Annotated in this window: 22 protein-coding genes and 1 pseudogene; 1 reads left to right on the top strand and 22 read right to left on the bottom strand. The window is 27.4% G+C overall.

Annotated elements, in window-relative coordinates; all coding sequences use genetic code 11:
* Window positions 1-14 precede the first annotated feature (14 nt).
* The 11 genes from ACFIJ5_RS06800 to ACFIJ5_RS06750 all read right to left on the bottom strand — a co-directional run bounded on the left by ACFIJ5_RS06800 (window position 15) and on the right by ACFIJ5_RS06750 (window position 12,025).
* The gene (locus ACFIJ5_RS06800; protein WP_379805364.1) at window positions 15-977 is read right to left on the bottom strand and encodes an AI-2E family transporter; all 963 of its coding nucleotides are present in this window, start codon (window positions 975-977) and stop codon (window positions 15-17) included.
* A 281-nt stretch (window positions 978-1,258) separates the two neighbouring features.
* Window positions 1,259-2,059: a phosphatidate cytidylyltransferase gene (locus ACFIJ5_RS06795; RefSeq protein ID WP_379805362.1), complete on the bottom strand. Its 801-nt coding sequence runs from the start codon at window positions 2,057-2,059 to the stop codon at window positions 1,259-1,261.
* 10 nt (window positions 2,060-2,069) lie between these two features.
* Window positions 2,070-2,834 carry an isoprenyl transferase gene (locus tag ACFIJ5_RS06790; RefSeq protein ID WP_379805360.1) on the bottom strand — a complete coding sequence of 255 codons (765 nt, stop codon included), beginning with the start codon at window positions 2,832-2,834 and terminating at the stop codon, window positions 2,070-2,072.
* Window positions 2,835-2,921: 87 nt separating this feature from the next.
* A complete protein-coding gene (frr, locus tag ACFIJ5_RS06785; RefSeq protein ID WP_379805357.1) occupies window positions 2,922-3,479 on the bottom strand; it encodes a ribosome recycling factor in 558 nt (185 codons plus the stop codon).
* A gap of 13 nt (window positions 3,480-3,492) precedes the next feature.
* Entirely contained in the window at window positions 3,493-4,206 is a 714-nt protein-coding gene (gene pyrH / locus ACFIJ5_RS06780; RefSeq protein WP_379805355.1) for a UMP kinase, read from the bottom strand.
* A gap of 116 nt (window positions 4,207-4,322) precedes the next feature.
* Entirely contained in the window at window positions 4,323-5,246 is a 924-nt protein-coding gene (gene tsf / locus ACFIJ5_RS06775) for a translation elongation factor Ts (protein WP_379805353.1), read from the bottom strand.
* A 97-nt stretch (window positions 5,247-5,343) separates the two neighbouring features.
* On the bottom strand, window positions 5,344-6,045 hold the full coding sequence (gene rpsB, locus ACFIJ5_RS06770; RefSeq protein ID WP_379805351.1) for a 30S ribosomal protein S2: 702 nt from the start codon (window positions 6,043-6,045) through the stop codon (window positions 5,344-5,346).
* A 221-nt stretch (window positions 6,046-6,266) separates the two neighbouring features.
* Window positions 6,267-7,043 carry a GTP-sensing pleiotropic transcriptional regulator CodY gene (gene codY / locus ACFIJ5_RS06765; protein ID WP_379805349.1) on the bottom strand — a complete coding sequence of 259 codons (777 nt, stop codon included), beginning with the start codon at window positions 7,041-7,043 and terminating at the stop codon, window positions 6,267-6,269.
* 209 nt (window positions 7,044-7,252) lie between these two features.
* Complete coding sequence (topA, locus tag ACFIJ5_RS06760; RefSeq protein WP_379805347.1) at window positions 7,253-9,331, bottom strand: type I DNA topoisomerase; 2,079 nt, start codon at window positions 9,329-9,331, stop codon at window positions 7,253-7,255.
* Between the two features lie 50 nt (window positions 9,332-9,381).
* A complete protein-coding gene (gene dprA / locus ACFIJ5_RS06755) occupies window positions 9,382-10,470 on the bottom strand; it encodes a DNA-processing protein DprA (RefSeq protein ID WP_379805345.1) in 1,089 nt (362 codons plus the stop codon).
* Between the two features lie 31 nt (window positions 10,471-10,501).
* Entirely contained in the window at window positions 10,502-12,025 is a 1,524-nt protein-coding gene (locus tag ACFIJ5_RS06750; RefSeq protein ID WP_379805342.1) for a YifB family Mg chelatase-like AAA ATPase, read from the bottom strand.
* Window positions 12,026-12,400: 375 nt separating this feature from the next.
* Between ACFIJ5_RS06750 and ACFIJ5_RS06745 the strand changes: the two genes are divergently transcribed.
* Entirely contained in the window at window positions 12,401-12,769 is a 369-nt protein-coding gene (locus tag ACFIJ5_RS06745; protein WP_379805339.1) for a YraN family protein, read from the top strand.
* 209 nt (window positions 12,770-12,978) lie between these two features.
* Here the strand turns inward: ACFIJ5_RS06745 and ACFIJ5_RS06740 are convergent, their stop codons facing one another.
* The 11 genes and pseudogenes from ACFIJ5_RS06740 to smc all read right to left on the bottom strand — a co-directional run bounded on the left by ACFIJ5_RS06740 (window position 12,979) and on the right by smc (window position 23,375).
* Entirely contained in the window at window positions 12,979-13,779 is an 801-nt protein-coding gene (locus ACFIJ5_RS06740; protein ID WP_379809558.1) for a ribonuclease HII, read from the bottom strand.
* Window positions 13,780-13,838: 59 nt separating this feature from the next.
* The gene (gene ylqF / locus ACFIJ5_RS06735) at window positions 13,839-14,681 is read right to left on the bottom strand and encodes a ribosome biogenesis GTPase YlqF (RefSeq protein WP_379805336.1); all 843 of its coding nucleotides are present in this window, start codon (window positions 14,679-14,681) and stop codon (window positions 13,839-13,841) included.
* A gap of 68 nt (window positions 14,682-14,749) precedes the next feature.
* A complete protein-coding gene (gene rplS, locus ACFIJ5_RS06730) occupies window positions 14,750-15,097 on the bottom strand; it encodes a 50S ribosomal protein L19 (RefSeq protein WP_379805334.1) in 348 nt (115 codons plus the stop codon).
* Between the two features lie 135 nt (window positions 15,098-15,232).
* Entirely contained in the window at window positions 15,233-15,946 is a 714-nt protein-coding gene (gene trmD / locus ACFIJ5_RS06725; protein ID WP_379805331.1) for a tRNA (guanosine(37)-N1)-methyltransferase TrmD, read from the bottom strand.
* Window positions 15,947-15,949: 3 nt separating this feature from the next.
* Window positions 15,950-16,441, bottom strand: coding sequence for a ribosome maturation factor RimM (rimM, locus tag ACFIJ5_RS06720; protein WP_379805328.1), 492 nt, complete (start codon window positions 16,439-16,441; stop codon window positions 15,950-15,952).
* Between the two features lie 82 nt (window positions 16,442-16,523).
* Window positions 16,524-16,751, bottom strand: coding sequence for a KH domain-containing protein (locus ACFIJ5_RS06715; RefSeq protein WP_379805326.1), 228 nt, complete (start codon window positions 16,749-16,751; stop codon window positions 16,524-16,526).
* An 18-nt stretch (window positions 16,752-16,769) separates the two neighbouring features.
* On the bottom strand, window positions 16,770-17,027 hold the full coding sequence (rpsP, locus tag ACFIJ5_RS06710) for a 30S ribosomal protein S16 (protein ID WP_379805324.1): 258 nt from the start codon (window positions 17,025-17,027) through the stop codon (window positions 16,770-16,772).
* Window positions 17,028-17,066: 39 nt separating this feature from the next.
* A pseudogene (ffh, locus tag ACFIJ5_RS06705) lies at window positions 17,067-18,418 on the bottom strand (signal recognition particle protein).
* A gap of 10 nt (window positions 18,419-18,428) precedes the next feature.
* Complete coding sequence (locus tag ACFIJ5_RS06700; protein WP_379805322.1) at window positions 18,429-18,773, bottom strand: putative DNA-binding protein; 345 nt, start codon at window positions 18,771-18,773, stop codon at window positions 18,429-18,431.
* A 110-nt stretch (window positions 18,774-18,883) separates the two neighbouring features.
* Window positions 18,884-19,789 carry a signal recognition particle-docking protein FtsY gene (gene ftsY, locus ACFIJ5_RS06695; protein ID WP_379805319.1) on the bottom strand — a complete coding sequence of 302 codons (906 nt, stop codon included), beginning with the start codon at window positions 19,787-19,789 and terminating at the stop codon, window positions 18,884-18,886.
* Between the two features lie 28 nt (window positions 19,790-19,817).
* Window positions 19,818-23,375, bottom strand: a complete 3,558-nt coding sequence (gene smc / locus ACFIJ5_RS06690; RefSeq protein ID WP_379805317.1) for a chromosome segregation protein SMC — start codon at window positions 23,373-23,375, stop codon at window positions 19,818-19,820.
* Window positions 23,376-23,379: the final 4 nt, after the last annotated feature.

The following is a 23,379-nucleotide window of genomic DNA, read 5'->3' as shown; positions in this document are numbered from 1 at the left end:
TATCACTCCCGCTTTTATGTTAGAATAACTTCCTTAATCACTACTATATACAATGGTCCCATCAATAATCCTATCATTCCGAAAAATTTTATTCCTATATAAGATGAAATAATAATCAATAACGGATGTATTTTAAGTTTATTACTCATAAATTTTGTTTCCATTATCTGTCTGTTTATATTCACTAACACATATAAGCAAATAAGTCCTACTGCTATTATATACTGTTTGTAGTAAATTTTATATACGATTAGAGGAATAAACACAATTATAGTACCAATATAGGGAATTAAATCTAATAAACCACACACTAATCCTAACACTACTGCATACTTAATATCAAGTATTAGAAAACCTATAATAGTTTGTATTGTAGTAATTACAACTAATATTAGTTCTATTTTTATAATATTATTAATAATTCTTAATTTATTTATAAGAAATCCAAATGTTTTTTCTCCTATAAAATCTTTTACAACTTTTAATATAAGTTTCTTATCTGTTAACGCAAAATATACAATAATATTTCCAATAAAATACGCAAATATTCCTTCTGTAGTATAAAATGCTCCTTTTTTTATAAATTCATTACTACATATATTATTATAAATTATTTTTATTTCATCAATTAGATTATTCATATTAAAAATTTTATGAAAGTTATGTAACATTGTCTTATTCTCAAAAATTAATTCATTATTACAACTCATAAATACACTTAATTTATTAAAAATGAAATTACCTAATAATAAAATTATCATTAAAATAAATAAATTTACAAATAATATACTTAATATGGCATTAATTTTATCACTAAATACTTTATTTTTATATAAAAATTTATATATTGGATGAGAAAGATATAATATAATTACAGTAGAAAAAAATGGTTTAAAATAATGTTTTATCACCACAGTGATAAAAATAAATACTATTAATAAAATAATACATTTTATTAATTTTTTATATTTTTGCACCAATATAACCTCATAATAAATGTTTCATAATAGTATATTCACAAATTTAATAATATATTATCACTTATAAAATAAGAATATTTTAATTAAATATTCACCCTTCACAATAAGAAAAATACAACTCACATAATTCTAACAAATTAATATCATTCCTAATAGTACTAAATGCTTTTTTAGACCACATAAAGCAGAAATTATAAATTTATAATTTCTATAATAATAAAAAAGAGAGTTAAGCTATTACACTACTATACTCTCTTTTTTATCATACTCTATGAAAATTATATACCTATAATAAGTGTTAAATAATAATATACTACTACTGCTGAGAAAAGTATACTATCAAATCTATCTAGAATTCCTCCATGTCCAGGAATTAAATTACTATAATCTTTAACCCCAACATACCTCTTTATAGATGAGGCTACTAAATCTCCAAATTGACATAATATGCCACATATTGCTCCAAGTATAACGAAATGATATATATCTATATTCAATATGTTTTTGCTAACTAATATTTGTCCATATACTGTACATGCTAAGATACTTCCTATCATACCACCTATAGAACCTTCTATAGTTTTTTTAGGACTTACCTTAGGACATAGTTTTCTTTTACCTAAAAGCCTACCAGCATAATATGCACTTGTATCACACAACCATGATGATAGGAATATAAACCATATCAAGTAATTACCATAAGTTTTATTATTAACTAATACAATAAAACTGAAAAAAACACTTACATAAATAAATCCTAAAATTGTCACTGCTACATCTATAAACGTATATTCTATGTTTATAATAGGGATACATAACATTAATAAGGTTATTAATATTAAACCTAAAGTAAATATGTCATAGTTAATCTGTGTTTTTAGTAAAAAATAATAAACTAATGTTAAAGCATATGCTAAAAAACTAAAGGGCTTTATTTTACCTTGTTTTACTACCTTAAAAAATTCATATAAACCTAGTAATGATAACACTACAGTTAATATTTTCAAAGGCATTCCACCTATAAATAGAAAAATTAATAATGGTGCCAAAAATAAAGCTCCTATGTATCTCTTATTCATTATTCCACCTCTACTTTATTCCTCCAAATCTTCTGTCTCTATTTTGGAAATCATAAATTGCTCTGTGAAGATGTTCTTTTTTAAAATCTGGCCATTTTATGTTTGAATACCAAAACTCCGAGTATGCAGACTGCCACAATAAAAAATTACTTAAACGTTGTTCGCCACTTGGTCTAATTATAATATCAGGATCTGGCATACCAGAAGTATATAAATAATCTGAAATTGTTTTATCATTAATATCTTCTTCCGTAAGCTTATCACATCTTATATCATTATACATATTCTTAAATGCTCTTATAATTTCATCTCTTCCACCATAGTTTAAAGCTAAATTCATAACTAAACCAGTATTATTCTTTGTTTTTTCATAGGATTCTATTAGTAGTTCTTCACATATTTGAGGTAATTTTGTTATATCACCAATATGATTTATTACAACATTATTTTTATTAAGTTCCTCAAATTCTTTTCTTAAGTATTCTACCAATAACTTCATAAGAGCACCAACTTCTTCTTTTGGTCTTTTCCAATTTTCAGTAGAAAAAGCATATAGAGTTAAATATCCAATTCCTAATTTATTACATTCCTTAACTATTTCCCTAATAGCTTCTACTCCTGCTTTATGTCCCATACTTCTTGGTAAATTTCTTTCTTTAGCCCATCTTCCATTTCCATCCATTATAATGGCAATATGATTTGGCATATTATTTAAATCTAACTCAATATTATCACTTTCTTCAACTCGTTTTTTACCATAAAAAAAGTTTTTCATATTTAATGATTTAATGCTCCTTTCTTATTAACAGAACCTGCATTAAAGCAGGTTCCTATTTATCCAATAGCTACGTTGTAATTGATATTATACTGACATCAAATCTTTTTCTTTTTCTTCAACTATTTTATCTACTTCTTTAACGAATTTATCTACTTCTTTTTGTATCTTATTTTCTAAATCTCTTGCATCATCTTCTGTTAAGGTATTTTCTTTCTTAGCTCTTTTAACTTTATCATTACCATCTTTTCTTATGTTTCTCACAGCTACTTTAGAATCTTCTCCCATTTTTTTCACAGTCTTAACCAATTTTTTTCTAGTTTCTTCTGTTAATTCAGGAATTAACAATCTTATAGCACTTCCATCATTAGAAGGATTTAAACCTAAATCTGATATTAAAATTGCTTTTTCAATTTCTTTCATAGACCCTTTATCCCATGGTTGAATTAATAAAATTCTTGGTTCAGGAGCTGATATATTTGCCATTTGACTTAAAGGAGTCATTGTTCCATAATATTCTACTTGAATTCTATCTAACATACTTGGGTTTGCTCTTCCTGCTTTTAAAGATCCCATTTCCTTTTTTAAAGTTTCTACTGTTTTTTGCATCTTGTCATTTAAACTTTTAACTAATTCATTCTTCATAAAATATCCTCCTTTATTTTTTTGATACTATAGTACCAATTTTCTCACCTAGAACAGCTCTTTTAATATTTTCTGGACGCTCAAGTCCAAATACTATGATAGGTATATCATTATCCATACATAGTGATGTAGCCGTAGAATCCATAACTTGAAGACCTTTTTCTAATACATCAATATAGTTTAATTTATCAAATTTTTTCGCATCATCATATTTATTAGGATCCTTATCATATACCCCATCAACCTTTTTAGCAAGCAAAATAGCTTCTGCTTCAATTTCTGCTGCCCTTAAAGCTGCTGTAGTATCTGTTGAAAAGTATGGGTTTCCAGTACCAGCTGCAAAAATTACAACTCTTCCCTTTTCTAAATGTCTCATAGCTCTTCTTCTTATAAAAGGTTCTGCAACTTCTCTCATCTCTATAGCTGTTTGAACTCTAGTCTTTACCCCTATATTTTCTAGACAATCTTGTAGTGCTAAAGCATTTATACATGTAGCTAACATTCCCATATAATCTGCTGTAGTTCTATCCATATCTGAGCCATTTCTTCCTCTCCATATGTTTCCACCACCAACAACAGCTCCGATTTCAATTCCTAAATCTACTAATTCCTTTATAGAATAAGCAATTTTTTTTGCAATATCAAAATTAATACCATAGCCTTTTTCTCCTGCTAAAGCTTCACCTGAAAGTTTTAACATTATTCTTTTATATTTTGCAACTTCCATAATATATTATACCTCCAATTAACAAAATTTGTATATGTATTTTGTTTAAAAATTTACTTTATAAATATATTTTACTTTAAAAAAAGAGAACACGCAGTGTTCTCTTTTTTATTTAACTATTTTGACTGCATTTGTTTTTCAACTTCTTCTGCAAAATTTTCTTCTTTCTTCTCGATTCCTTCACCTTTTTCAAATCTAGCAAATTTATTTATTTTAATTTCTGCACCAATTTCTTTTGATTTTTCTTGTAATAATTTTGTAATAGTATAATCACTGTTTTTAACCCAAATTTGGTCAACTAAACATACTTCTTTTAAATACTTCTTAATTCTTCCATTAACCATTTTTTCAACAATTTTTTCTGGTTTTCCTTCATTTAAAGCTTGAACTCTATAAATCTCTTTTTCTTTTTCTAAAACTTCAGTATCTATAGAAGTTTCATCTAAGCATAAAGGATTTGCTGCTGCGATTTGCATTGCAATATCTCTTCCAAGTACACCTAATTCTGGAGAATCTTTTTCGCAACCTAATTCAACTAAGACACCTATTTTTCCACCACCATGGATGTAACTTTCAACTATACCTTGTTCTACACTAAATTTTTTAAATCTTCTTATTGACATATTTTCACCAATTTTAGCTATTAGCGCAGTAAGTCTTTCTTTAACAGTAATATTTTCGTCTTCTACATATTTTGCTTCAAGTAACTCTTCAACAGTATTAACGTTTGACTCAGCAACTTGTTTTGCAATAGAATTGATGAAACCTACAAATTCTTCATTAGCAGAAACAAAATCAGTTTCACAGTTAACCTCTACAATTGAACCAACTTTTTTATCTTGTGACATATAAGTTTTAACTAAACCTTCTGCTGCTATTCTTCCAGATTTTTTAGCAGCTGCAGCTAATCCTTTTTCTCTTAATATTTCGATAGCTTTTTCCATATCTCCATCTACTTCTGTAAGAGCTTTTTTACAGTTCATCATTCCAGCGCCAGTTCTCTCTCTAAGTTCTTTTACCATTTTTGCAGTTATAGCCATTTTTCATTCCTCCTGTTCATGGTTAATTCAAAAGGTAAATGAACACATCATTCATCTACCTTTATTTTTCAGTATATAACTTAATTTTATTCAAATATTATTCAGCTAATTGTTCTCCTTGTCTTCCTTCTAAAATAGCATCTGCCATTTTAGATACAATAAGTCTAACTGCTCTTATAGCATCATCATTACCTGGAACTACATAATCAATTTCATCTGGATCACAGTTTGTATCAACTATTCCTACAACTGGTATTCCAAGTTTTTTTGCTTCTAAAACTGCATTTTTTTCTTTTCTTGGATCAACAAGGAATATTGCTCCTACATTTGCAATGTTCATATTCTTTATTCCGCCAAGGTTTTTCTCTAATTTTTCTTCTTCATGTCTAAGAGCTGTAACTTCTTTTTTAGGAAGAACATCAAATATACCTTCTTCTTCCATATTCTTTAATTCTTCTAATCTCTTTATTCTTTGTTTAATTGTTTTGAAGTTTGTTAACATTCCGCCTAACCATCTATTGTTAACATAGTGCATTCCACATCTTGCTGCTTCTTCAGCAATTGCTTCTTGAGCTTGTTTTTTAGTTCCTACAAATAATACATCTTTTCCTTCTTCTGAAACGCTTCTTATGAAATCATAAGCTTTTTCGATTTTCTTTACAGTTTTTTGTAAATCGATAATATATATACCGTTTCTTTCTGTAAATATGTATGGAGCCATTTTAGGATTCCATCTTCTTGTTTGGTGTCCAAAGTGAACTCCAGCTTCTAATAATTGTTTCATTGATATTACTGACATTTAAATTCCCTCCTGTACGGTTTTTTCCTCCATTACCTTCATACTTACGAAATACCACTAATAGCGGCACCATTCCATAAATTAGGTAATGTGTGTATTTTCTCACTACGTAAGTATACCACATCTATAAGTGCTCTTCAACAAAAAAATAAAATATATATTTAAAACTACATAAAGAATGTGAGATACGTAGTTTACCCCACATTCTTAAAATTTATTAACTACTTAATTTTCTTTAACTCATCAAGTAATTTTTCATTTAATATTCTTATATGTGTTCCTTTCATTCCTAATGATCTAGATTCAATAACACCTGCACTTTCAAACTTTCTTAGTGCATTTACTATAACTGATCTTGTTATACCAACCTTATCAGCTATTTTTGAAGCAACAAGTAAACCTTCACTTCCATCTAATTCATTAAATATATGTTCTACAGCTTCTAATTCTGAATATGATAATGTTCCAATAGCTAATTGAACTACAGCTTTTTTTCTAGCTTCTGCTTCAATTTCTTCTTGTTTTGCTCTTAAAATTTCCATTCCTACTATTGTAGCACTATATTCAGCAAGTACTAAATCATCATCAGTGAATAATTTATCAAATCTTCCTAACAATAACGTTCCTAATCTTTCTCTGTTACCTATTATCGGTACTATTGTTGTAACTTTATCATTTATACCACATTGTTGCTCTGAATCATATACACAAATGCCTTTATTAGGTATATTAGCTTTTGTTTCTGTGTATTCTAATAACCTATTATTATAATCTTCTGGGAATCTATTTTCTGCTAATATTTTTTCTTTGACAACATCACATTCAAAACCACTTGAAAAATTATGTCCAAGTATTTTTCCTTTTCTACTTGTAACATATACGTTACACTCTAAGATTTCACTTAAAATTTTACATATATCATCAAATACAACAGGTTCAGTTCCTGTTTTTTGTAATATTTTATTTATACTTCTTGTTTTATCTAATAGTGATGACATGTCCGAACCTCCTTATCATCTATAATCATTATTTTATTTGTGTTCTATATAGTTGTGCTAATTTTTAAAATTGTTATTCTTTTTAGAACTTTTTGAATTGTTCACTTGCCTTAATAATAATATCATAACGATAACTTTATTTCAACACTATTTTTATAAATTTCGACAATTTATATACATTTTAAAAAAATTTTACATCTTTGCAATTATTAATTTTGATTTTTTTCAACATACTTACATTCTTTGTTAGAGCATTGTATGTATTCACCTTTAGTTTTATTATATCTCTTAACCATATAACTTCCACATTGTGGGCATTCTTTATTAACTGGTTCAAACCAACTTACAAAATCACATTTAGGATAATTACTACACCCATAAAATTTAGTTCCTTTTCTGCTTTTTCTAACTAAAACTTTACCGCCACATTTTGGACAAGGTACATCTAATTCATTTACTATTGGTTTTGTATTTTTACATTCTGGATAACCTGGACATGCCAAAAACTCTCCAAATCTTCCATGTTTTATAACCATATTTCTACCACATTTATCACACTTGATATCTGTAACCTTATCTTCAATAGTAATTTTAGAAATTTCTTTTTCTGCTGTATCAATGCATTCTCTCAGTGGACTAAAAAATTCGTCTACTACCTTTTTCCATGATCCATTACCTTCCTCAATCAAGTCTAGTCTCTTTTCCATTTCAGCTGTAAATTCTACATCCACTATCTGTTTAAAGTATTTACTTAATATATCATTTACTATATTACCTAGTTCTGTAGGTATTAAAGTTTTTCTTTCTCTTTCTACATATTTTCTATCAAGTAATGTAGAAATTATAGGTGCATAAGTACTTGGACGTCCTATTCCATTTTCTTCTAAAATTTTTACAAGTGTAGCCTCTGAAAATCTAGCCGGAGGCTGAGTAAAATGTTGTTTACCGTCTATCTTGTCTGCAACTAAGTTTTCTCCTTCTTCAAGTTTAGGCAGCTTATTAGTCTTTTTTTCTTCTATAGGCTTATACACTTTAGTAAATCCATCAAACTTAACACTATTTCCACTACATCTTAATTTATAATCTCCATTATTAATATCCACAGATATTGTATTTAATATGCATGTTTCCATTTGACTAGCAATAAATCTTTCCCATATCAATTTATAAAGTCGATATTGATCTCTTTTTAAACTTTCTTTTATATCTTCTGGTACTAATTTAATATAAGTTGGTCTTATAGCTTCATGGGCATCTTGAATATTCTTTTTAGTTTTTCTTTCTACTTTATTATTTTGATTTATATACTCTTTACCAAAAGAATTTCCAATAAATTCTTTTGCAACTTCTTCAGCTTCTTTAGAAATTCTAACCGAATCAGTTCTCATATACGTAATCAAACCTATTGAACCATGACCTTTTATATCAATACCTTCATATAATTGTTGTGCTAATGACATCGTTTTTTTAGTAGAAAAATTCAATCTCTTATAAGCTTCCTGTTGTAAAGTACTCGTTGTAAATGGTAATGGTTGTTTTCTTTTTTTAGTTGATTTTTTTATCTCATTTACAATAAATTGTCCTTTTTTTAATTTTTCAATAATTTCATTACAATTTTCTTCATTTTCAATTTCTATTTTCTTTTGTTTATAAGAAATTAATTGCACAATAAAATTTTGCTTTTTCTCATTTTTTCTTAACTCACATTCAACCGTCCAATATTCCTTAGACACAAACTCTTGTACTGCTTTTTCTTTTTCACATATCATTTTTAAAGTTACCGATTGAACTCTTCCTGCACTTAAGCCCCACTTTATTTTTTTCCATAAAATTGGGCTTATTTCATATCCCACTAATCGATCTAAAACTCTTCTAGCTTGTTGTGCATCTACTAAATTAACATTTATTTTCCTTGGAGCCTTAATTGCATTCTTAATTGCATTTTTAGTAATTTCGTTAAATTCGATTCTACATTTTGTATTATCATCTATTTTTAATGCATTAGCTAAATGCCATGAAATTGCTTCACCCTCTCTATCTGGGTCTGTTGCCAATAAAACTTGTTCGCTTTTTTTAGCTTTTCTTTTCAATTTATCTAATAATTCACCTTTTCCTCTTATTGTTATATATTTAGGTTCATAATTATTATCTATATCAACACCTAATTTACTTTTAGGTAAATCTCTAACATGTCCCATTGAAGCTTCAACAATATATGATTTTCCTAAATATTTTCCAATTGTTTTTGCTTTAGCTGGTGACTCAACTATTACTAACTTTTGTCCCATTTTATCCCCTCCAAGATATAAGTTTTATAGCAATTATTATGCTCACCCTTCTATATATTATGAGTCCTAACGTAATAATTTCCAGATAAACACATTATTTCATCGTTAAACTGCATTTCAAATAATAACTCATATAATCGTTTAATGTCAATATTGGTTGATCTTATTATATCATCTATATGAATTGGACTATCCCCTATTAGGCCATATATCCTCTTGCATAAAGCTGATTTGGAATTATTCTTTTCTTTGGCAAAAATATTTTTAAAATTTATTCTTTCATATTTTAATCCTAATAAATCAAATAAATCATTAACATCAATAAGGGGGTATGCCCCATCTTTTATTAATTTATTTGTTCCTTTACTTTGAAAAGCAAATACTGACCCTGGAACAGCCATAATATCTTTACCTTGTTCTAAAGCCAAACTTGCTGTAATCAAAGATCCACTTTTTTCTCCAGCTTCTATAACAATTAATATGTCACATAATCCACTAATTATTCTATTTCTCATTGGAAAATTATATGGATAAGGCTTTGTACCAGGCAAAAATTCAGAAACAACACAGCCATTTTGAACCATTTCATTATACAACCTAAAATTTTTTTTTGGATATATAACATCAACTCCACAACCTAAAATTGCACATGTATATCCATTATTTTTTATACAAGTTTCATGAGAAATACTATCTATCCCATTTGCCATTCCACTTATAATATTAATATTATTTTTACATAATTCTTTTACTATATACTTTGTACATTGAATTCCATAACTAGAACAATTTCTTGCACCTACTACTGAAACACATACATTATCATTAAGTTTTTTTATGTTTCCTTTATAAAATAGTACACATGGTGCATCATCATAATTTTTTAATTTTTGTGGATAATTTTTGTCAAAAAAGTTTATAATCTTTATATCCTTTCTTTTTAAATCTTTCATTATTTCTTCAATTTTCGATATGTTCCAAGCTTTTTTTAGTCTATCTCTTATGTCAATTGTAAAGGAACATTTATCATGTATACTATAATACCACATTTCTTCAGTAGTTTTAAATTTTTTTACAATTTGTAACTTTATCCTATTAGATAATCTAACTAATGCAAGCCAGATATCATAAATCTCCACTATTTTTTTCTCCTTTCCAACTGTTTAAATATTATACTATTTTTCCACTTACAAATTTTCTATATTGTAAAGCCTCAATTAAATCTACTTCTTCAATCTCTTCTCTATGATTTAAATCTGCAATAGTTCTAGAAACTTTTAATATTCTACTATATGCTCTAGCACTTAAATTAAATTTCAAATATATTTTTTCCATTAATGCATTCAATTTATTATCTAATTTACAATATTTATTAATATGTTTTTGAGTCATTTGAGCATTACAATATATGTTATTATCTTTAAACCTTTCTCTTTGAAGTTCTCTAGCCTCTACAACTCTTTTTCTTATATCTTCCGAAGTTTCACAAACCTTAGAATTCTTTATCTCATTGTAGGATAAAGAATTTACAAAAGTAAAAATATCTATTCTATCTAGAAGGGGTCCTGAAAATTTTTTAATATATCGATTCCTTTCAAATTCTGAGCAAATGCACTGTCTTACTCCACTTCCATAATAACCACAGGGACATGGGTTTAGAGCGGCTACTAACATAAAATTTGCTGGATATTTTACACTTCCATTATAGCGTGTAATGGTTATTTCTCTATCTTCTAGTGGTTGTCTTAATACATTTAATACAGTTTTATTAAATTCTAATATTTCATCTAAAAATAACACCCCATTATGTGCAAGAGAAATTTCTCCTGGCAAAAGTTTATTTCCTCCACCAACTAAGGCAATTTTTGATGCAGTATGATGTGGACTTCTAAAAGGTCTACATGATATTAATCCTTTATTTTGTTCTAACTTACCACATATACTATAAATTTTAGTAACTTCAAGAGATTCAGAATAACTTAGTGGCGGTAATATACTTGGTATTCTTTTTGACAACATCGTTTTTCCACAACCTGGTGGTCCAAACAAAGCCATGTTATGTCCTCCTGCACAAGCTACTTCTACAGCTCTCTTAGAACTTTCTTGACCAATTACCTCTGCATAATCTAGAGTTTCTTTTCTATTGGTATCAAGTTCCTTTTTGCCCTCGTAAGGTAACAAATCTCCATATCTCATAAAATCTGCTACTTGACTTAAGTTATTAAATGCATATATATCTATATCTTTTGCAAGAGAACATTCTTCAGCGTTATCATAAGGAACTATAAATTTTCTTATGTTATTTTCTCTTCCTTGTAAAATTATTGGCAATGCACCTTTTACTCTTTTTAATTGTCCAGATAAAGATAGTTCACCCATAAATAAGAAATTCTCTTTCACATCAAACTTAATTTGCTGTGTAGCTAAAAGTATTCCTACAGCTATTGGTAAATCAAATAAAGATCCTTCTTTTTTTAAATCTGCTGGTGCTAAATTTATAACTATTCTTCCTATAGGAAATTCAAATCCTGAATTTATAATTGCAGATCTAACTCTTTCTTTTGATTCCTTAACTGCAGTATCTCCTAGACCTACTATATTAAAATTGGGAAGTCCATTTGAAATATCAATCTCAACAGAAACTAATATAGCATCTATCCCATTTAAAGCAGCAGTATTAATTGTTATATTCATTTCTACTCACCCTTTATTTTTATTAATATTCTATACATTTTAATTCTAGACAATATATTTTTTATATAATCAAATTTTTATAAAAAATATAAATTCATTAGAATAATTGAATTTTTCCAAATATTCGTTTAATATAAGATATATAGCTTTTTAAATATACATATATCTTATGGCAAACATAAATCAATTTTTCAAATGTTTTTACACAATATATACTTTTCAGGCCATGTAAAATAGAAATTATAAATTTCAAATAAGGAAATTTTGAACAATGACAAAATAATAATTTTATTTAAACATAGTAAATACTCGTTAAATTTCAATACAGTACTAATATAACTTATATAACTTATTTTTTATGAAAGGATGAATTACATGCATCACTTTAATAAAGATATAGGAAATTATGGGGAATCTTTAGCACAAGAATACTTGAAAAAAATGGGATATATAATATTAGATAAAAATTTCAGATGTAAATTAGGTGAATTGGACTTAATCGGAAAAGATGATACTTTTATAGCCTTTATAGAAGTTAAAACAAGATATAGTAATTTATATGGATACCCTTGTGAAGCAGTAACAAAATCAAAACAATTTAGAATCTACAAAATAGCTCAATTATATATTTTAAAAAAGAAACTTTTTAAATGTAACTTTAGATTTGATGTTGTAGAAATAATTTTAAATAAAAATGATGAAAAACCTTCTATAAGATTAATAAAAAATGCATTTCAACTCTGATTATTAATAACTCAACTTTCGCAGATGAAAAATAGCCGCTACGGGAAATGATATCTTGCTTAGAAACCTTTCACTTCAGTAACAAGTTCAAATGTTTCTTACGCAATATATCATTTCCCTTCGCTAAGCAGTATTTTTTTACTGCGGAAGTTGAGTTAATAATTAAAAACCTCACAATGTTACCCAGGTAATATTGTGAGGTTTATGCTTTATTCAAAATTTAATATATTAGTTAAAAATCTTCTTCTATGTATAGGTGTGATACCTTCTTTATGTATAGCATCTATATGTTCTTGTGTACCATACCCTACATTTTTTTCAAAGCCATATCCTTTGTATTTTTTCGCAAATTCAAACATTAGATTGTCTCTATATACCTTTGCAATAATTGATGCAGCTGCTATAGATATACTTCTATTATCTCCTTTAATTACTGCTTCATTCTTTATATTACATCCTCTAATTCTATATCCATCAGATAAAATTATATCAGGTTTTACTTTTAAATTACTTACAGATTCTAAAAATACTTTATTATTGCTCCATGCAATTCCTCTATTATCAATTTGTTTGTTATCAACAAGCGCAATACTATAACTTATAGCTTTACTTTTTATTATTTCTGATAATTCTTCTCTTTTTGCATGTGACAATTTTTTTGAATCTTTAATACCAAGTATTAAATCTTTATCATCTTCATAGTTTAAATTTAATACTACAGCCGCTGCCGCAATAGGCCCTGCTAATGGTCCTCTTCCAACTTCATCAACGCCCGCTAAATATTGGCTACTTTTTACAAACTGTCTATCAAAATTATACATATTTTTTACACGTTCTATTTCATTTTTAATTTTTTCAGAATATTTTATCAATGATAAAGCACATTTTTGTACAGTTTTGCGGCTATCATTTAATAATTTTTCATTCAATTTTATAATTTTTTCTTCATCCAAATCTAAATAGTTATTTTCCACTTCCTTAATAATTTCTTTTACTTCCTTGCTTTTCATTGATGAAATATCTATATTTACAATATCTTTATTATACATCTCTCTCATCTCCAGTTATGTTAGGGTCTTTCTAAAGATATTGATCCTAACTTACCACCTCTAAATTCATCCAAAATAATGTTAGAAATCCTATTATAGTCTATAACACCACCAGACATAACAGCTCCCCTTTTCATTGATATTGCATTTAAATTTTCTAATGCATCATCACTTAAATCTTCTAATTTATATCTTTTCATTAATCTATCTGGATAATTTTTCTGAAGTCTTTTAACTAATTCTAAAGCTAAATCTTCAATGTTAATAATTTCATCTTTTATTGCTCCGGTAAAAGCAAGATTCATTCCAACTTGCTCATCTTCAAATTTAGGCCACAATACTCCAGGTGTATCCATAAGTTCTATACCTATCTTAGTCTTGACCCACTGCTTACTTCTTGTTACACCAGGCTTATCACCTGTTTTAGCTCTATTACCCTTTGCAATCTTATTGATAAAAGATGACTTTCCCACATTAGGTATACCTACTACCATAACTCTAGTAGTAATATTTGCAAGCCCTTTACTTTTTAATCTTTCATGTTTTTCTTTTAGCAATTCGTTTAATGTAGGTTTAATGTTTCTTAGCCCTTTACCATTAAGACTATTTCCTTGTATAACTTTTACATTATTATTTGATAAAGTTTTAATCCATTGTTTTGTAACATCATCTTCACTTAAATCTGCTTTATTTAATAGTATTATTCTAGGTTTATCTTTACATATCTTATCTATTTCTGGATTTGCACTAGATTTTACAATTCTAGCATCTCTTATTTCTATTACAGCATCAACAAGTTTTAAATTTTCTTTTATTTCTCTCCTTGTTTTTGCCATATGACCTGGAAACCAATTTATAGACATATCTACCTATTCCCTTCTATATTTTTATACTAAAAAAGGGACTATGCAGTCCCGTTTTTCACAAATTTCTATCTTATTCTTTCTTTTACCTTTGCAGCTTTACCTACTCTATCTCTTAAGTAGAATAATTTAGCTCTTCTTACTTTACCTCTTCTTACTACTTCAATCTTAGCAACGCTTGGTGAATTTAATGGGAATGTTCTTTCAACACCGATTCCTGATGATAATCTTCTTACAGTAAATGTTTCTCTTAATCCACCATTTTGTCTTTTTAAAACAGTTCCTTCAAATACTTGAATTCTTTCTCTATTTCCTTCTTTAATGTTAACGTGAACTTTAACAGTATCTCCAACGTTGAATTCTGCTAAATCATTTCTTATTTGTTCTGCTTCTATAGCTTTTATTATATCTAACATGTGCATTCCCTCCTTAAAAATATTTAACGTTCTTGCCTAACACAATTTAGACAGAGGACCGCCCGTACTAGCACATATTCCATTCTATCACATACATATTTCTTTTTCAACAAAAACTAAATCAAAACTCAAATTTTATTTAAAATTTTTCAATAGTTTTTTATCTTCTTTACTTAATTTAAGTTTTTTAAATAAATCTGGGCGTTTTTGTTGTGTTAACATCAGAGATTGTTTTCTTCTCCATTTTCTTATATTTTCATGATGTCCAGATAGCAATACTTTTGGCACTTCACATCCTGCAAAACAACTTGGTCTTGTATATTGTGGATATTCTAAAACTCCATCATAAAAAGATTCATCTTCAAAACTTTCACTACTTGACAATACACCTGGAATTAATCTACATATACTATCGACTATAGGAATACAAGCCATTTCTCCACCTGTTAAAACGAAATCTCCTATTGATATTTCCATATCTATATAATCATATACTCTTTCATCTATTCCTTCATAGTGACCGCACAAAAAAATCAGTTCCTTTTCTTTTGAAAGCTCCTTTGCCATTTGTTGATTAAAAGTCTTACCTCTTGGTCCCAAAAAAATAACTTTACCTTTATTACCACTTTTTATATCTTTTATGCAGTCTACTATAGGTTGTGGAGTCATAAGCATTCCTGCACCACCACCATATGGATAATCATCAACTTTTTTATGCTTATTTTGTGAATAATCTCTTATATTAACAGTATTTAATTTTATTATTTTTTCACTTATAGCTCTTCCTATTATACTATAATCAAAAACTTCAAACATTTCAGGAAATAACGTAGCTATATCTATTTTCATATATCACGCCTGCCATTCTTTTACTGGTTTAATAATAATATTAGATTTTTCTGTATCTACTTTAACTACAATACTTTTCAATGCTGGGATTAAAGTTTCTTGATTTCCTTTTACCCAATACACATCATTACTTCCTGTTTGTATAACATCATATACTTTTCCTAATTCAACTCCATTAGTGTCAAAAACCTTACATCCTATTAAATCAGTAATAAAATAAGCATCTTCTTCTAATTCTACAGCATTTTTTCTATGAATTTTTATATATTTATTTCTATATTTATTTGCCTCTTCAATACTATTTATTCCCTCTATTTTTAATATTACTCTATCTTTCTGCATCTTACATTCTAGTATTTTTTTAGTCACACCATCTATTAATACTTCATCTAACTGTTTGAATCTGTTCATATCATCTGTTAAAGGATATACTTTTAGTTCACCTTTTATTCCATGAGTATTTATAATTTCACCTATGGACAAGTATTCTTTCACATATATCACCTCCACATTAAATTAAAATATATATCAAATAAGAGTTAGGATACCCTAACTCTTATCAAAAAATAATATGTAATTATATTATTTCTACAACAACTCTTTTATTTTCTTTAATAGCTGCAGCTTTAACAACTGTTCTTATAGCTTTAGCTATTCTTCCTTGCTTACCTATAACTTTTCCCATATCTTCTGGTGCAACCTTTAATTCTAAAATTATAGATTGTTCTCCAGCAATTTGGTTAACACTAACCATTTCTGGGTTATCAACTAAGGCCTTAGCTATTACTTCAAGTAATTCTTTCATTTAAAGCACCCCCAGTTATTACTTAGCAAGCTTTTCACTAACACCAGCTACTTCAAATAACTTTTTAACTGTATCAGATGGTTGTGCACCATTTTTCACCCATTTAAGTGCTTTTTCCTCATCGATTTTTACAGTTTTTGGTTCAGTAGTTGGGTTATAATATCCTATTTCTTCTATGAATCTTCCATTTCTTGGACATCTTGAATCTGCAACAACTACTCTATAAAAAGGAGCTTTTTTAGCACCCATTCTTCTTAATCTTATTCTTACTGCCATTTTATTCACCTCCTTAAAATATATTAAATTGTACTTATATTAAAATGGTAATTTACCAAATAAGCCTTTTTTGAATCCTTTTTTTGCATTCCTTTCATCTTCTTCATCATCTTTTTCATCATTTCAAAATCTTTTAAAACCTTATTCACTTGCTGAATAGTAGTTCCTGATCCTCTAGATATTCTCTTCTTTCTTGATGAAGATCCCATTATTAAACTAGGATTTTTTCTTTCTTTAGCAGTCATAGAATTTATTATAGCTTCTACTACATTCATCTGCTTTTCACCTTGTTCCAAATCTACACCCTTAAGTTGATTACTATTTGCACCAGGTAACATTTCTATCACCTTGCTTAAAGGTCCGAGTTTTTTCATTTGAGCCATTGCTTCAAGATAATCCTCAAAATTAAACTCTTCATTCAACATACGGTTTCCTATTTCTTGAGCTTTTTTCTCATCTATTGCCTGCTGAGCTTTTTCTATAAGGGATAATACATCCCCCATTCCTAATATCCTTGAAGCCATTCTGTCAGGGTGAAAAGTTTCAATTTCATTCATCTTTTCCCCAATACCAACAAATTTAATTGGTTTTCCAGTACTTTCTCTTATAGAAAGCGCAGCTCCTCCTCTAGTATCACCATCTAACTTAGTTAAAACCACACCAGTAATGTCTAAGATCTCATTAAAGCTATTTGCAACATTTACTGCATCTTGACCAGTCATCGCATCTACTACTAAAAGAATTTCATTAGGATTAACATTTGATTTTATATCTTTCAGCTCATCCATTAAAGCTTCATCTATATGCAGTCTACCTGCAGTATCTATTATTATTACATTAGCATCATTGTTTTTAGCATGTTCAATAGACGCTTTTGCAATATCCACAGGTTTAACCTTATCTCCCATACTAAATACAGGAATATCTATTTGTTTACCTACAACTTGAAGTTGTTTTATTGCAGCTGGCCTATACACATCACAAGCTACTAAAAGAGGTTTTTTATTCTTTTTACGCATTGCAAGAGCTAATTTTCCTGCCATGGTTGTTTTACCAGCACCTTGTAATCCTACAAGCATAACTACTGTAATACCATTTTGGGAATACTCTATCTTACTTTCTGTTACTCCCATTAACTGTGTTAACTCTTCATTAACTATTTTAATAACCTGCTGTGCTGGTGTTAAACTTTCTAAAACTTCACTTCCTAAACATTTTTCGCTTACTTTTTTAATGAAAGTTTTAACAATTTTATAATTAACATCTGCCTCTAATAAAGCAAGTTTTACTTCTCTCATAGCTTGCTTTATATCTTTTTCAGAAAGTTTACCTTTACCTTTTAACTTTTTTATAGTTTCTTGTAACTTAGAAGTTAAACCTTCAAAAGCCATTATTAACCTCCTAAATATTATCAATCTCATTCTTTAATTTATTTATTACTTCCAAATTCTGTTCATTACTAATATTCCGTTTAAGTAAATCTATATATTTATAAATTATGTCAATCTTTTTGTCTTTTTCAAAGTTCTTTTTCATTAATTCTAATTTTTTTTCATAATCAAACAATAACTTCTCACATCTTTTTGTTATATCATAAATTGCCTGCCTACTCGTACATTTAAGTTCTGATATTTCAGCAAAGGATAAATCCTTATTAAAATATAAATCCATTATATCTCTTTGTTTTTCAGTAAGAAGTTCTCCATAAAAATCTAAAAGTAAGGAAATTTGAATCCTTTTTTCCATACAAATCACCAACTCACAAATGATATAATACCAAAATACTTTATTGGTGTCAAGTATTTTTACTTAACAGCTTATTTTTTCTTTTATACATACAAAATCTCACATATAATTTAGAAAAGAGCTTCTACAAAATGTTTTGGATTAAATTCTTGCAAATCATCTATACCTTCTCCAACACCAATATATTTAACTGGTATACCTAGTACATCCTTTATTGATATTACTACTCCCCCTTTTGCTGTACCATCCAATTTTGTAAGAATAATTCCATCTACATTACAAATTTCAGTAAACTGTTTAGCTTGCTGTACTCCATTCTGACCTGTAGTAGCATCAACTACCAATAATGTTTCCCTTGACCCATTATTAAATTCTCTTTCTATTATTCTATTTATTTTTTCCAATTCATTCATTAAATTTTTCTTATTATGAAGTCTTCCTGCAGTATCACATATTAACACATCTACATTTCTAGCTTTAGCAGCTTGAACTGCATCAAAAACTACTGCTGCTGGATCAGAACCTTCTTGATGTTTAATAATATCCACGCCTGATCTATTACTCCAAACTTCTAATTGTTCTATTGCTGCTGCCCTAAAAGTATCTGCTGCTGCAATTAATACTTTGTCTCCCTTTTGCTTTAAACTATTTGAAATTTTTCCTATTGATGTTGTTTTTCCAACACCATTTACACCAATAATTAGCATAACTTTAGGTAAACTTTTCTCTTCAGTACTATTTAACTCTAACATTTCAATCAATATCTCTTTCAAACAAGGTTTTATTTGTTTAGGATCTTTAATCTTTTGTTCTTTTATTCTATCTTTTAATATATCTATAATTTTTAATGAAGTTTCCACTCCTATATCAGATGTTATTAATATTTCTTCTAATTCTTCATATAAATCATCATCAATAGTAACTGCTAAATTTAAAATTTCTCCTACTTTATTTGTAAGATCATCTCTAGTCTTTGTTAATCCTTCTTTTAGTTTATTAAAAAATCCTCCAAACATGCTGCATTCCTCCTATATATATTTAGTGTTATTTTGTTAAGTCTACTGAAACAACTTTTGAAATTCCTTTTTCTTGCATAGTAATTCCATACATTACATCACTAGCTTCCATAGTACCTTTTCTATGAGTTATAATTATAAACTGAACATTGTTAGAAAATTCTTTTAAAAACTCTCCATATCTAACCACGTTAGCATCATCTAAAGCAGCTTCTATTTCATCAAGAATACAAAATGGAGTTGGCTTCATCTTTAAAATTGCAAATAATAAAGCAATTGCTGAAAGGACTTTCTCTCCACCAGACATTAAATTAATATTTTGAAGTTTTTTTCCTGGTGGTTGAACATTTATATCAATCTTAGAAGTTAATTCATCTCCTTCTCCTAATATAAGATCTGCACTACCTCCTTTAAATAATTCTTTAAAGGTATCATTAAATAGTTTTCTTAATTTTTGGAAATTCTCATTGAATATAACTCTCATTTTACTTGTCATATCTTTTATAACACTTAATAACTCTTCTCTAGCATTTGTCAAATCTTCTTTTTGTGTATTCATAAAATCGAACTTAGTTTTTACTTCTTCATATTCCTTAATAGCTCCTAAGTTTACTACTCCAAGCGCTGAAATTTTGTTTTTTAAAATAATTATTTGTGATTTCAAATTATCTAAGTCTTCTATATCAAACTTGTATTCTAAAGCTTCAGCATATGTAAGTTCAAATTCATTATTCAATTTATTATATATAGTTTCTATTTCGCTTTCAAATTTAGTTAAAGTTATTTTGAGTTTATAAACTGACTTATCTATTTCAGAAATAGCTATATTTAATTCCTCTAAATTTTCCTTATTTTTATGTATATATTCTTTCATTTTTATTCTTTCAACTTCTTTTTCTTCAAAACTTTTACTCATTTGTTTTAAATAATCTAATATATCTTTTACTTTAATTTTGTTACTATTTATTTTATTTATACTTTCTTCATGATTTAATTTTGATTGATTTAAATCTTTTTTTAATATTTCAACCTTCTTTAATGAATTTTCTATATCCTTTGTTATTCTTTTTAATTCATTAATTTTATTAACTACTATTTCATCTATCTGAGCTTTCTTTATTTTTAACTCTGTTAAGTTTTCCTTAAATACATCAATATTAACTAACTTATTTTTCAGAGTACATTCTAAATTAGTAATTTGCTTATGATTATCTTTTTCATATTGCTTTAGCTTAATTAGTTTTTCTTCACTTTGCTTCATATCCATATTTTTCTTATTAAGTTCATATTTTATACTATTAGCTTCTTCTTCTGAAACACTTAGATTTTTTATAAGTTTTTTAGTTTCATTTTCAATAGCAATCATTTTACCATCTATTTTAGCTATTTCTAAATTTTCATAATGAATTTCATCTCTTAAATTTAAACACTTTTCATCTAAATTTTTAATATCTTGTTCATTATTTTTTATCTTCTTACTTAACAATTTTAATTCTCTATTAACTTTTTGAATATCATCACCTAATTGTTCTATTTCTCTCTTTCTACCTATTATGCTAGTAGATTTATGATATATACTACCTCCAGTTAATGCACCACCTGGATTTATAACTTCTCCTCCTATTGTTACTATCTTAAACTTATAATTTGTCATCTTTGCAATATTCAAAGCACAATCTATATCTTGTGATATAATAGTTCTTCCTAAAATATATTCTATAATATTTTTAAACTTATTATCATATTTTAAAAGTTCACTAGCAATTCCTACATACCCTTTTAATTCTTTTATTCTATAGGGCAAAACATTTTTTTTACTCTTTATTATATTCATAGGTAAAAAAGTTGCTCTTCCTAATCTTTTATCTTTTAAATATTTTATTAAATTTTTAGCTATTTGTTCATTTTTTGTAATTATATTAGAAATTGCTCCGCCCAAAGCTATCTCTACTGCAATTTCTAGTTTTTCTGGAACTTTGATTACTTCACCAACTACATAGCAATCATCTTTACATGTTTTTATTTTTCCATCATTTATGTGTTTCATAAGTGACTTAACAGATTTATTATACCCTTCATACTGTTTATCCAAATTTATTAAAATATTTTTATTAGCTTCCAAAGTATTTTGTTGTTTAGACAAAACCTTAACTTCTTTTTGCTCCTTTAACAACTGAGAATTTCTCTTGGATAATTCACTTTTACATTCTTTAATTATATTTTTGTATTCTTCTATTTTGTTTTTTATCTTATCCTTCTCATTGCTTAATACTTGTTTTGTATTTGTATTTATCTCAATTGAATTATTATATCCTTCATAAGAATTAGTTATCTGTACATATTTCTTTTTTAAATCATCAATTTCACTTGTCAATATTATTTTCTTATTTTTCATATCTGTTATTTGACCAATAACGTCCATTTGACAATTCTTCAATTTTTCTATTACATCTTGTTGTTCATTAATAAATATACTACTATCAAATATATTTTTCTCCAAATCAATAATCTTTTCATTTAATTTACCTTGATTATCTTGATGCTCTTTAAGTTGTTTTTCTTTATTATCTTTATCTACCTTAAATTCATTTATTAACTCATGTATCTGTTCTAATTCTATTGAAGTTTTATTAATAGAATTATTCAAATTATTGATTCTTTCAGTTAAAATATCTATTTCAGATATTTTATCTTTATGTTGTGATTTTCTATCATAATAAATTTGTTTTTCTTTTTTTAGATTTTCATCAAAATTTTCTAGCTGACTATTTAATTTAATATCCTTTTCACGAATTTTTTGTCTTTCCTCATTTAATTTCTTACCTTTACTAGATAATTTATTTATTTCTTCCTTTATTTTATTTATTTTGTTTTCAACAGAATTAACATTTTCTATAAGTACATTTACTTCTTTAATCTTTAATTCCTCGGATAACTTCAAAAACTCTTTTGCTTTATTTTTCTCAATTTCTAAAGGTCCAATTCTTTCTTCATATGTATTTAATATATCATTAATTCTTGTTAAATTTTGTTCAGTATTTTCTAATCTTCTTTCTGCTTCTACTTTCCTTGTTTTAAATTTGACAATTCCAGCAGCTTCCTCTAATAATTTTCTTCTGTCTTCTGCCTTACCACTTAATATTGCATCTATTTTACCTTGTCCAATTATAGAATATCCTTCCTTACCTATTCCTGTATCCATGAATAGTTCTTGAATATCTTTCAATCTACATTTTGTATTATTTATATAATATTCACTTTCTCCAGAACGATATAATCGTCTTGTTATTCTTACATCACAATAATCTATTGGAATACCATTGTCATTATTGTCTAAAATCAAAGACACTTGGGCTAATCCTACTGGCTTTCTATATTGTGTACCGGCAAATATTACATCTTCCATTTTGCCTCCTCTTAAAGTCTTAACACTTTGCTCTCCAAGCGCCCATCTTACTGCATCAGATATATTACTTTTTCCACTTCCATTTGGACCTACAACAGCCGTAATCCCTTTATTAAATACTACCTCTGTTTTATCTGCAAAAGATTTAAATCCTCGTATTTCAAGCGACTTTAAAAACATGCTC

It is taken from the genome of Haloimpatiens myeolchijeotgali (assembly GCF_042688525.2).
In the GTDB taxonomy this organism is placed as follows: domain Bacteria; phylum Bacillota; class Clostridia; order Clostridiales; family Clostridiaceae; genus Haloimpatiens.
Note: the sequence above shows the minus strand (reverse complement) of the source record. Positions and strands in the feature narration are given on the sequence as shown.

Excerpts from the sequence above, each read along its gene's own strand:
- ACFIJ5_RS06795 (WP_379805362.1), bottom strand. The coding sequence starts at position 2,059 with ATGAATAAGAGATACATAGGAGCTTTATTTTTGGCACCATTATTAATT.
- ACFIJ5_RS06790 (WP_379805360.1), bottom strand. The coding sequence starts at position 2,834 with ATGAAAAACTTTTTTTATGGTAAAAAACGAGTTGAAGAAAGTGATAAT.
- frr (WP_379805357.1), bottom strand. The coding sequence starts at position 3,479 with ATGAAGAATGAATTAGTTAAAAGTTTAAATGACAAGATGCAAAAAACA.
- pyrH (WP_379805355.1), bottom strand. The coding sequence starts at position 4,206 with ATGGAAGTTGCAAAATATAAAAGAATAATGTTAAAACTTTCAGGTGAA.
- tsf (WP_379805353.1), bottom strand. The coding sequence starts at position 5,246 with ATGGCTATAACTGCAAAAATGGTAAAAGAACTTAGAGAGAGAACTGGC.
- rpsB (WP_379805351.1), bottom strand. The coding sequence starts at position 6,045 with ATGTCAGTAATATCAATGAAACAATTATTAGAAGCTGGAGTTCACTTT.
- codY (WP_379805349.1), bottom strand. The coding sequence starts at position 7,043 with ATGTCATCACTATTAGATAAAACAAGAAGTATAAATAAAATATTACAA.
- topA (WP_379805347.1), bottom strand. The coding sequence starts at position 9,331 with ATGGGACAAAAGTTAGTAATAGTTGAGTCACCAGCTAAAGCAAAAACA.
- ACFIJ5_RS06750 (WP_379805342.1), bottom strand. The coding sequence starts at position 12,025 with ATGAATATAACAATTAATACTGCTGCTTTAAATGGGATAGATGCTATA.
- ACFIJ5_RS06745 (WP_379805339.1), top strand. The coding sequence starts at position 12,401 with ATGCATCACTTTAATAAAGATATAGGAAATTATGGGGAATCTTTAGCA.
- ACFIJ5_RS06740 (WP_379809558.1), bottom strand. The coding sequence starts at position 13,779 with ATGAAAAGCAAGGAAGTAAAAGAAATTATTAAGGAAGTGGAAAATAAC.
- ylqF (WP_379805336.1), bottom strand. The coding sequence starts at position 14,681 with ATGTCTATAAATTGGTTTCCAGGTCATATGGCAAAAACAAGGAGAGAA.
- rplS (WP_379805334.1), bottom strand. The coding sequence starts at position 15,097 with ATGTTAGATATAATAAAAGCTATAGAAGCAGAACAAATAAGAAATGAT.
- trmD (WP_379805331.1), bottom strand. The coding sequence starts at position 15,946 with ATGAAAATAGATATAGCTACGTTATTTCCTGAAATGTTTGAAGTTTTT.
- ACFIJ5_RS06715 (WP_379805326.1), bottom strand. The coding sequence starts at position 16,751 with ATGAAAGAATTACTTGAAGTAATAGCTAAGGCCTTAGTTGATAACCCA.
- rpsP (WP_379805324.1), bottom strand. The coding sequence starts at position 17,027 with ATGGCAGTAAGAATAAGATTAAGAAGAATGGGTGCTAAAAAAGCTCCT.
- ACFIJ5_RS06700 (WP_379805322.1), bottom strand. The coding sequence starts at position 18,773 with ATGGAAAAAAGGATTCAAATTTCCTTACTTTTAGATTTTTATGGAGAA.
- ftsY (WP_379805319.1), bottom strand. The coding sequence starts at position 19,789 with ATGTTTGGAGGATTTTTTAATAAACTAAAAGAAGGATTAACAAAGACT.
- smc (WP_379805317.1), bottom strand. The coding sequence starts at position 23,375 with ATGTTTTTAAAGTCGCTTGAAATACGAGGATTTAAATCTTTTGCAGAT.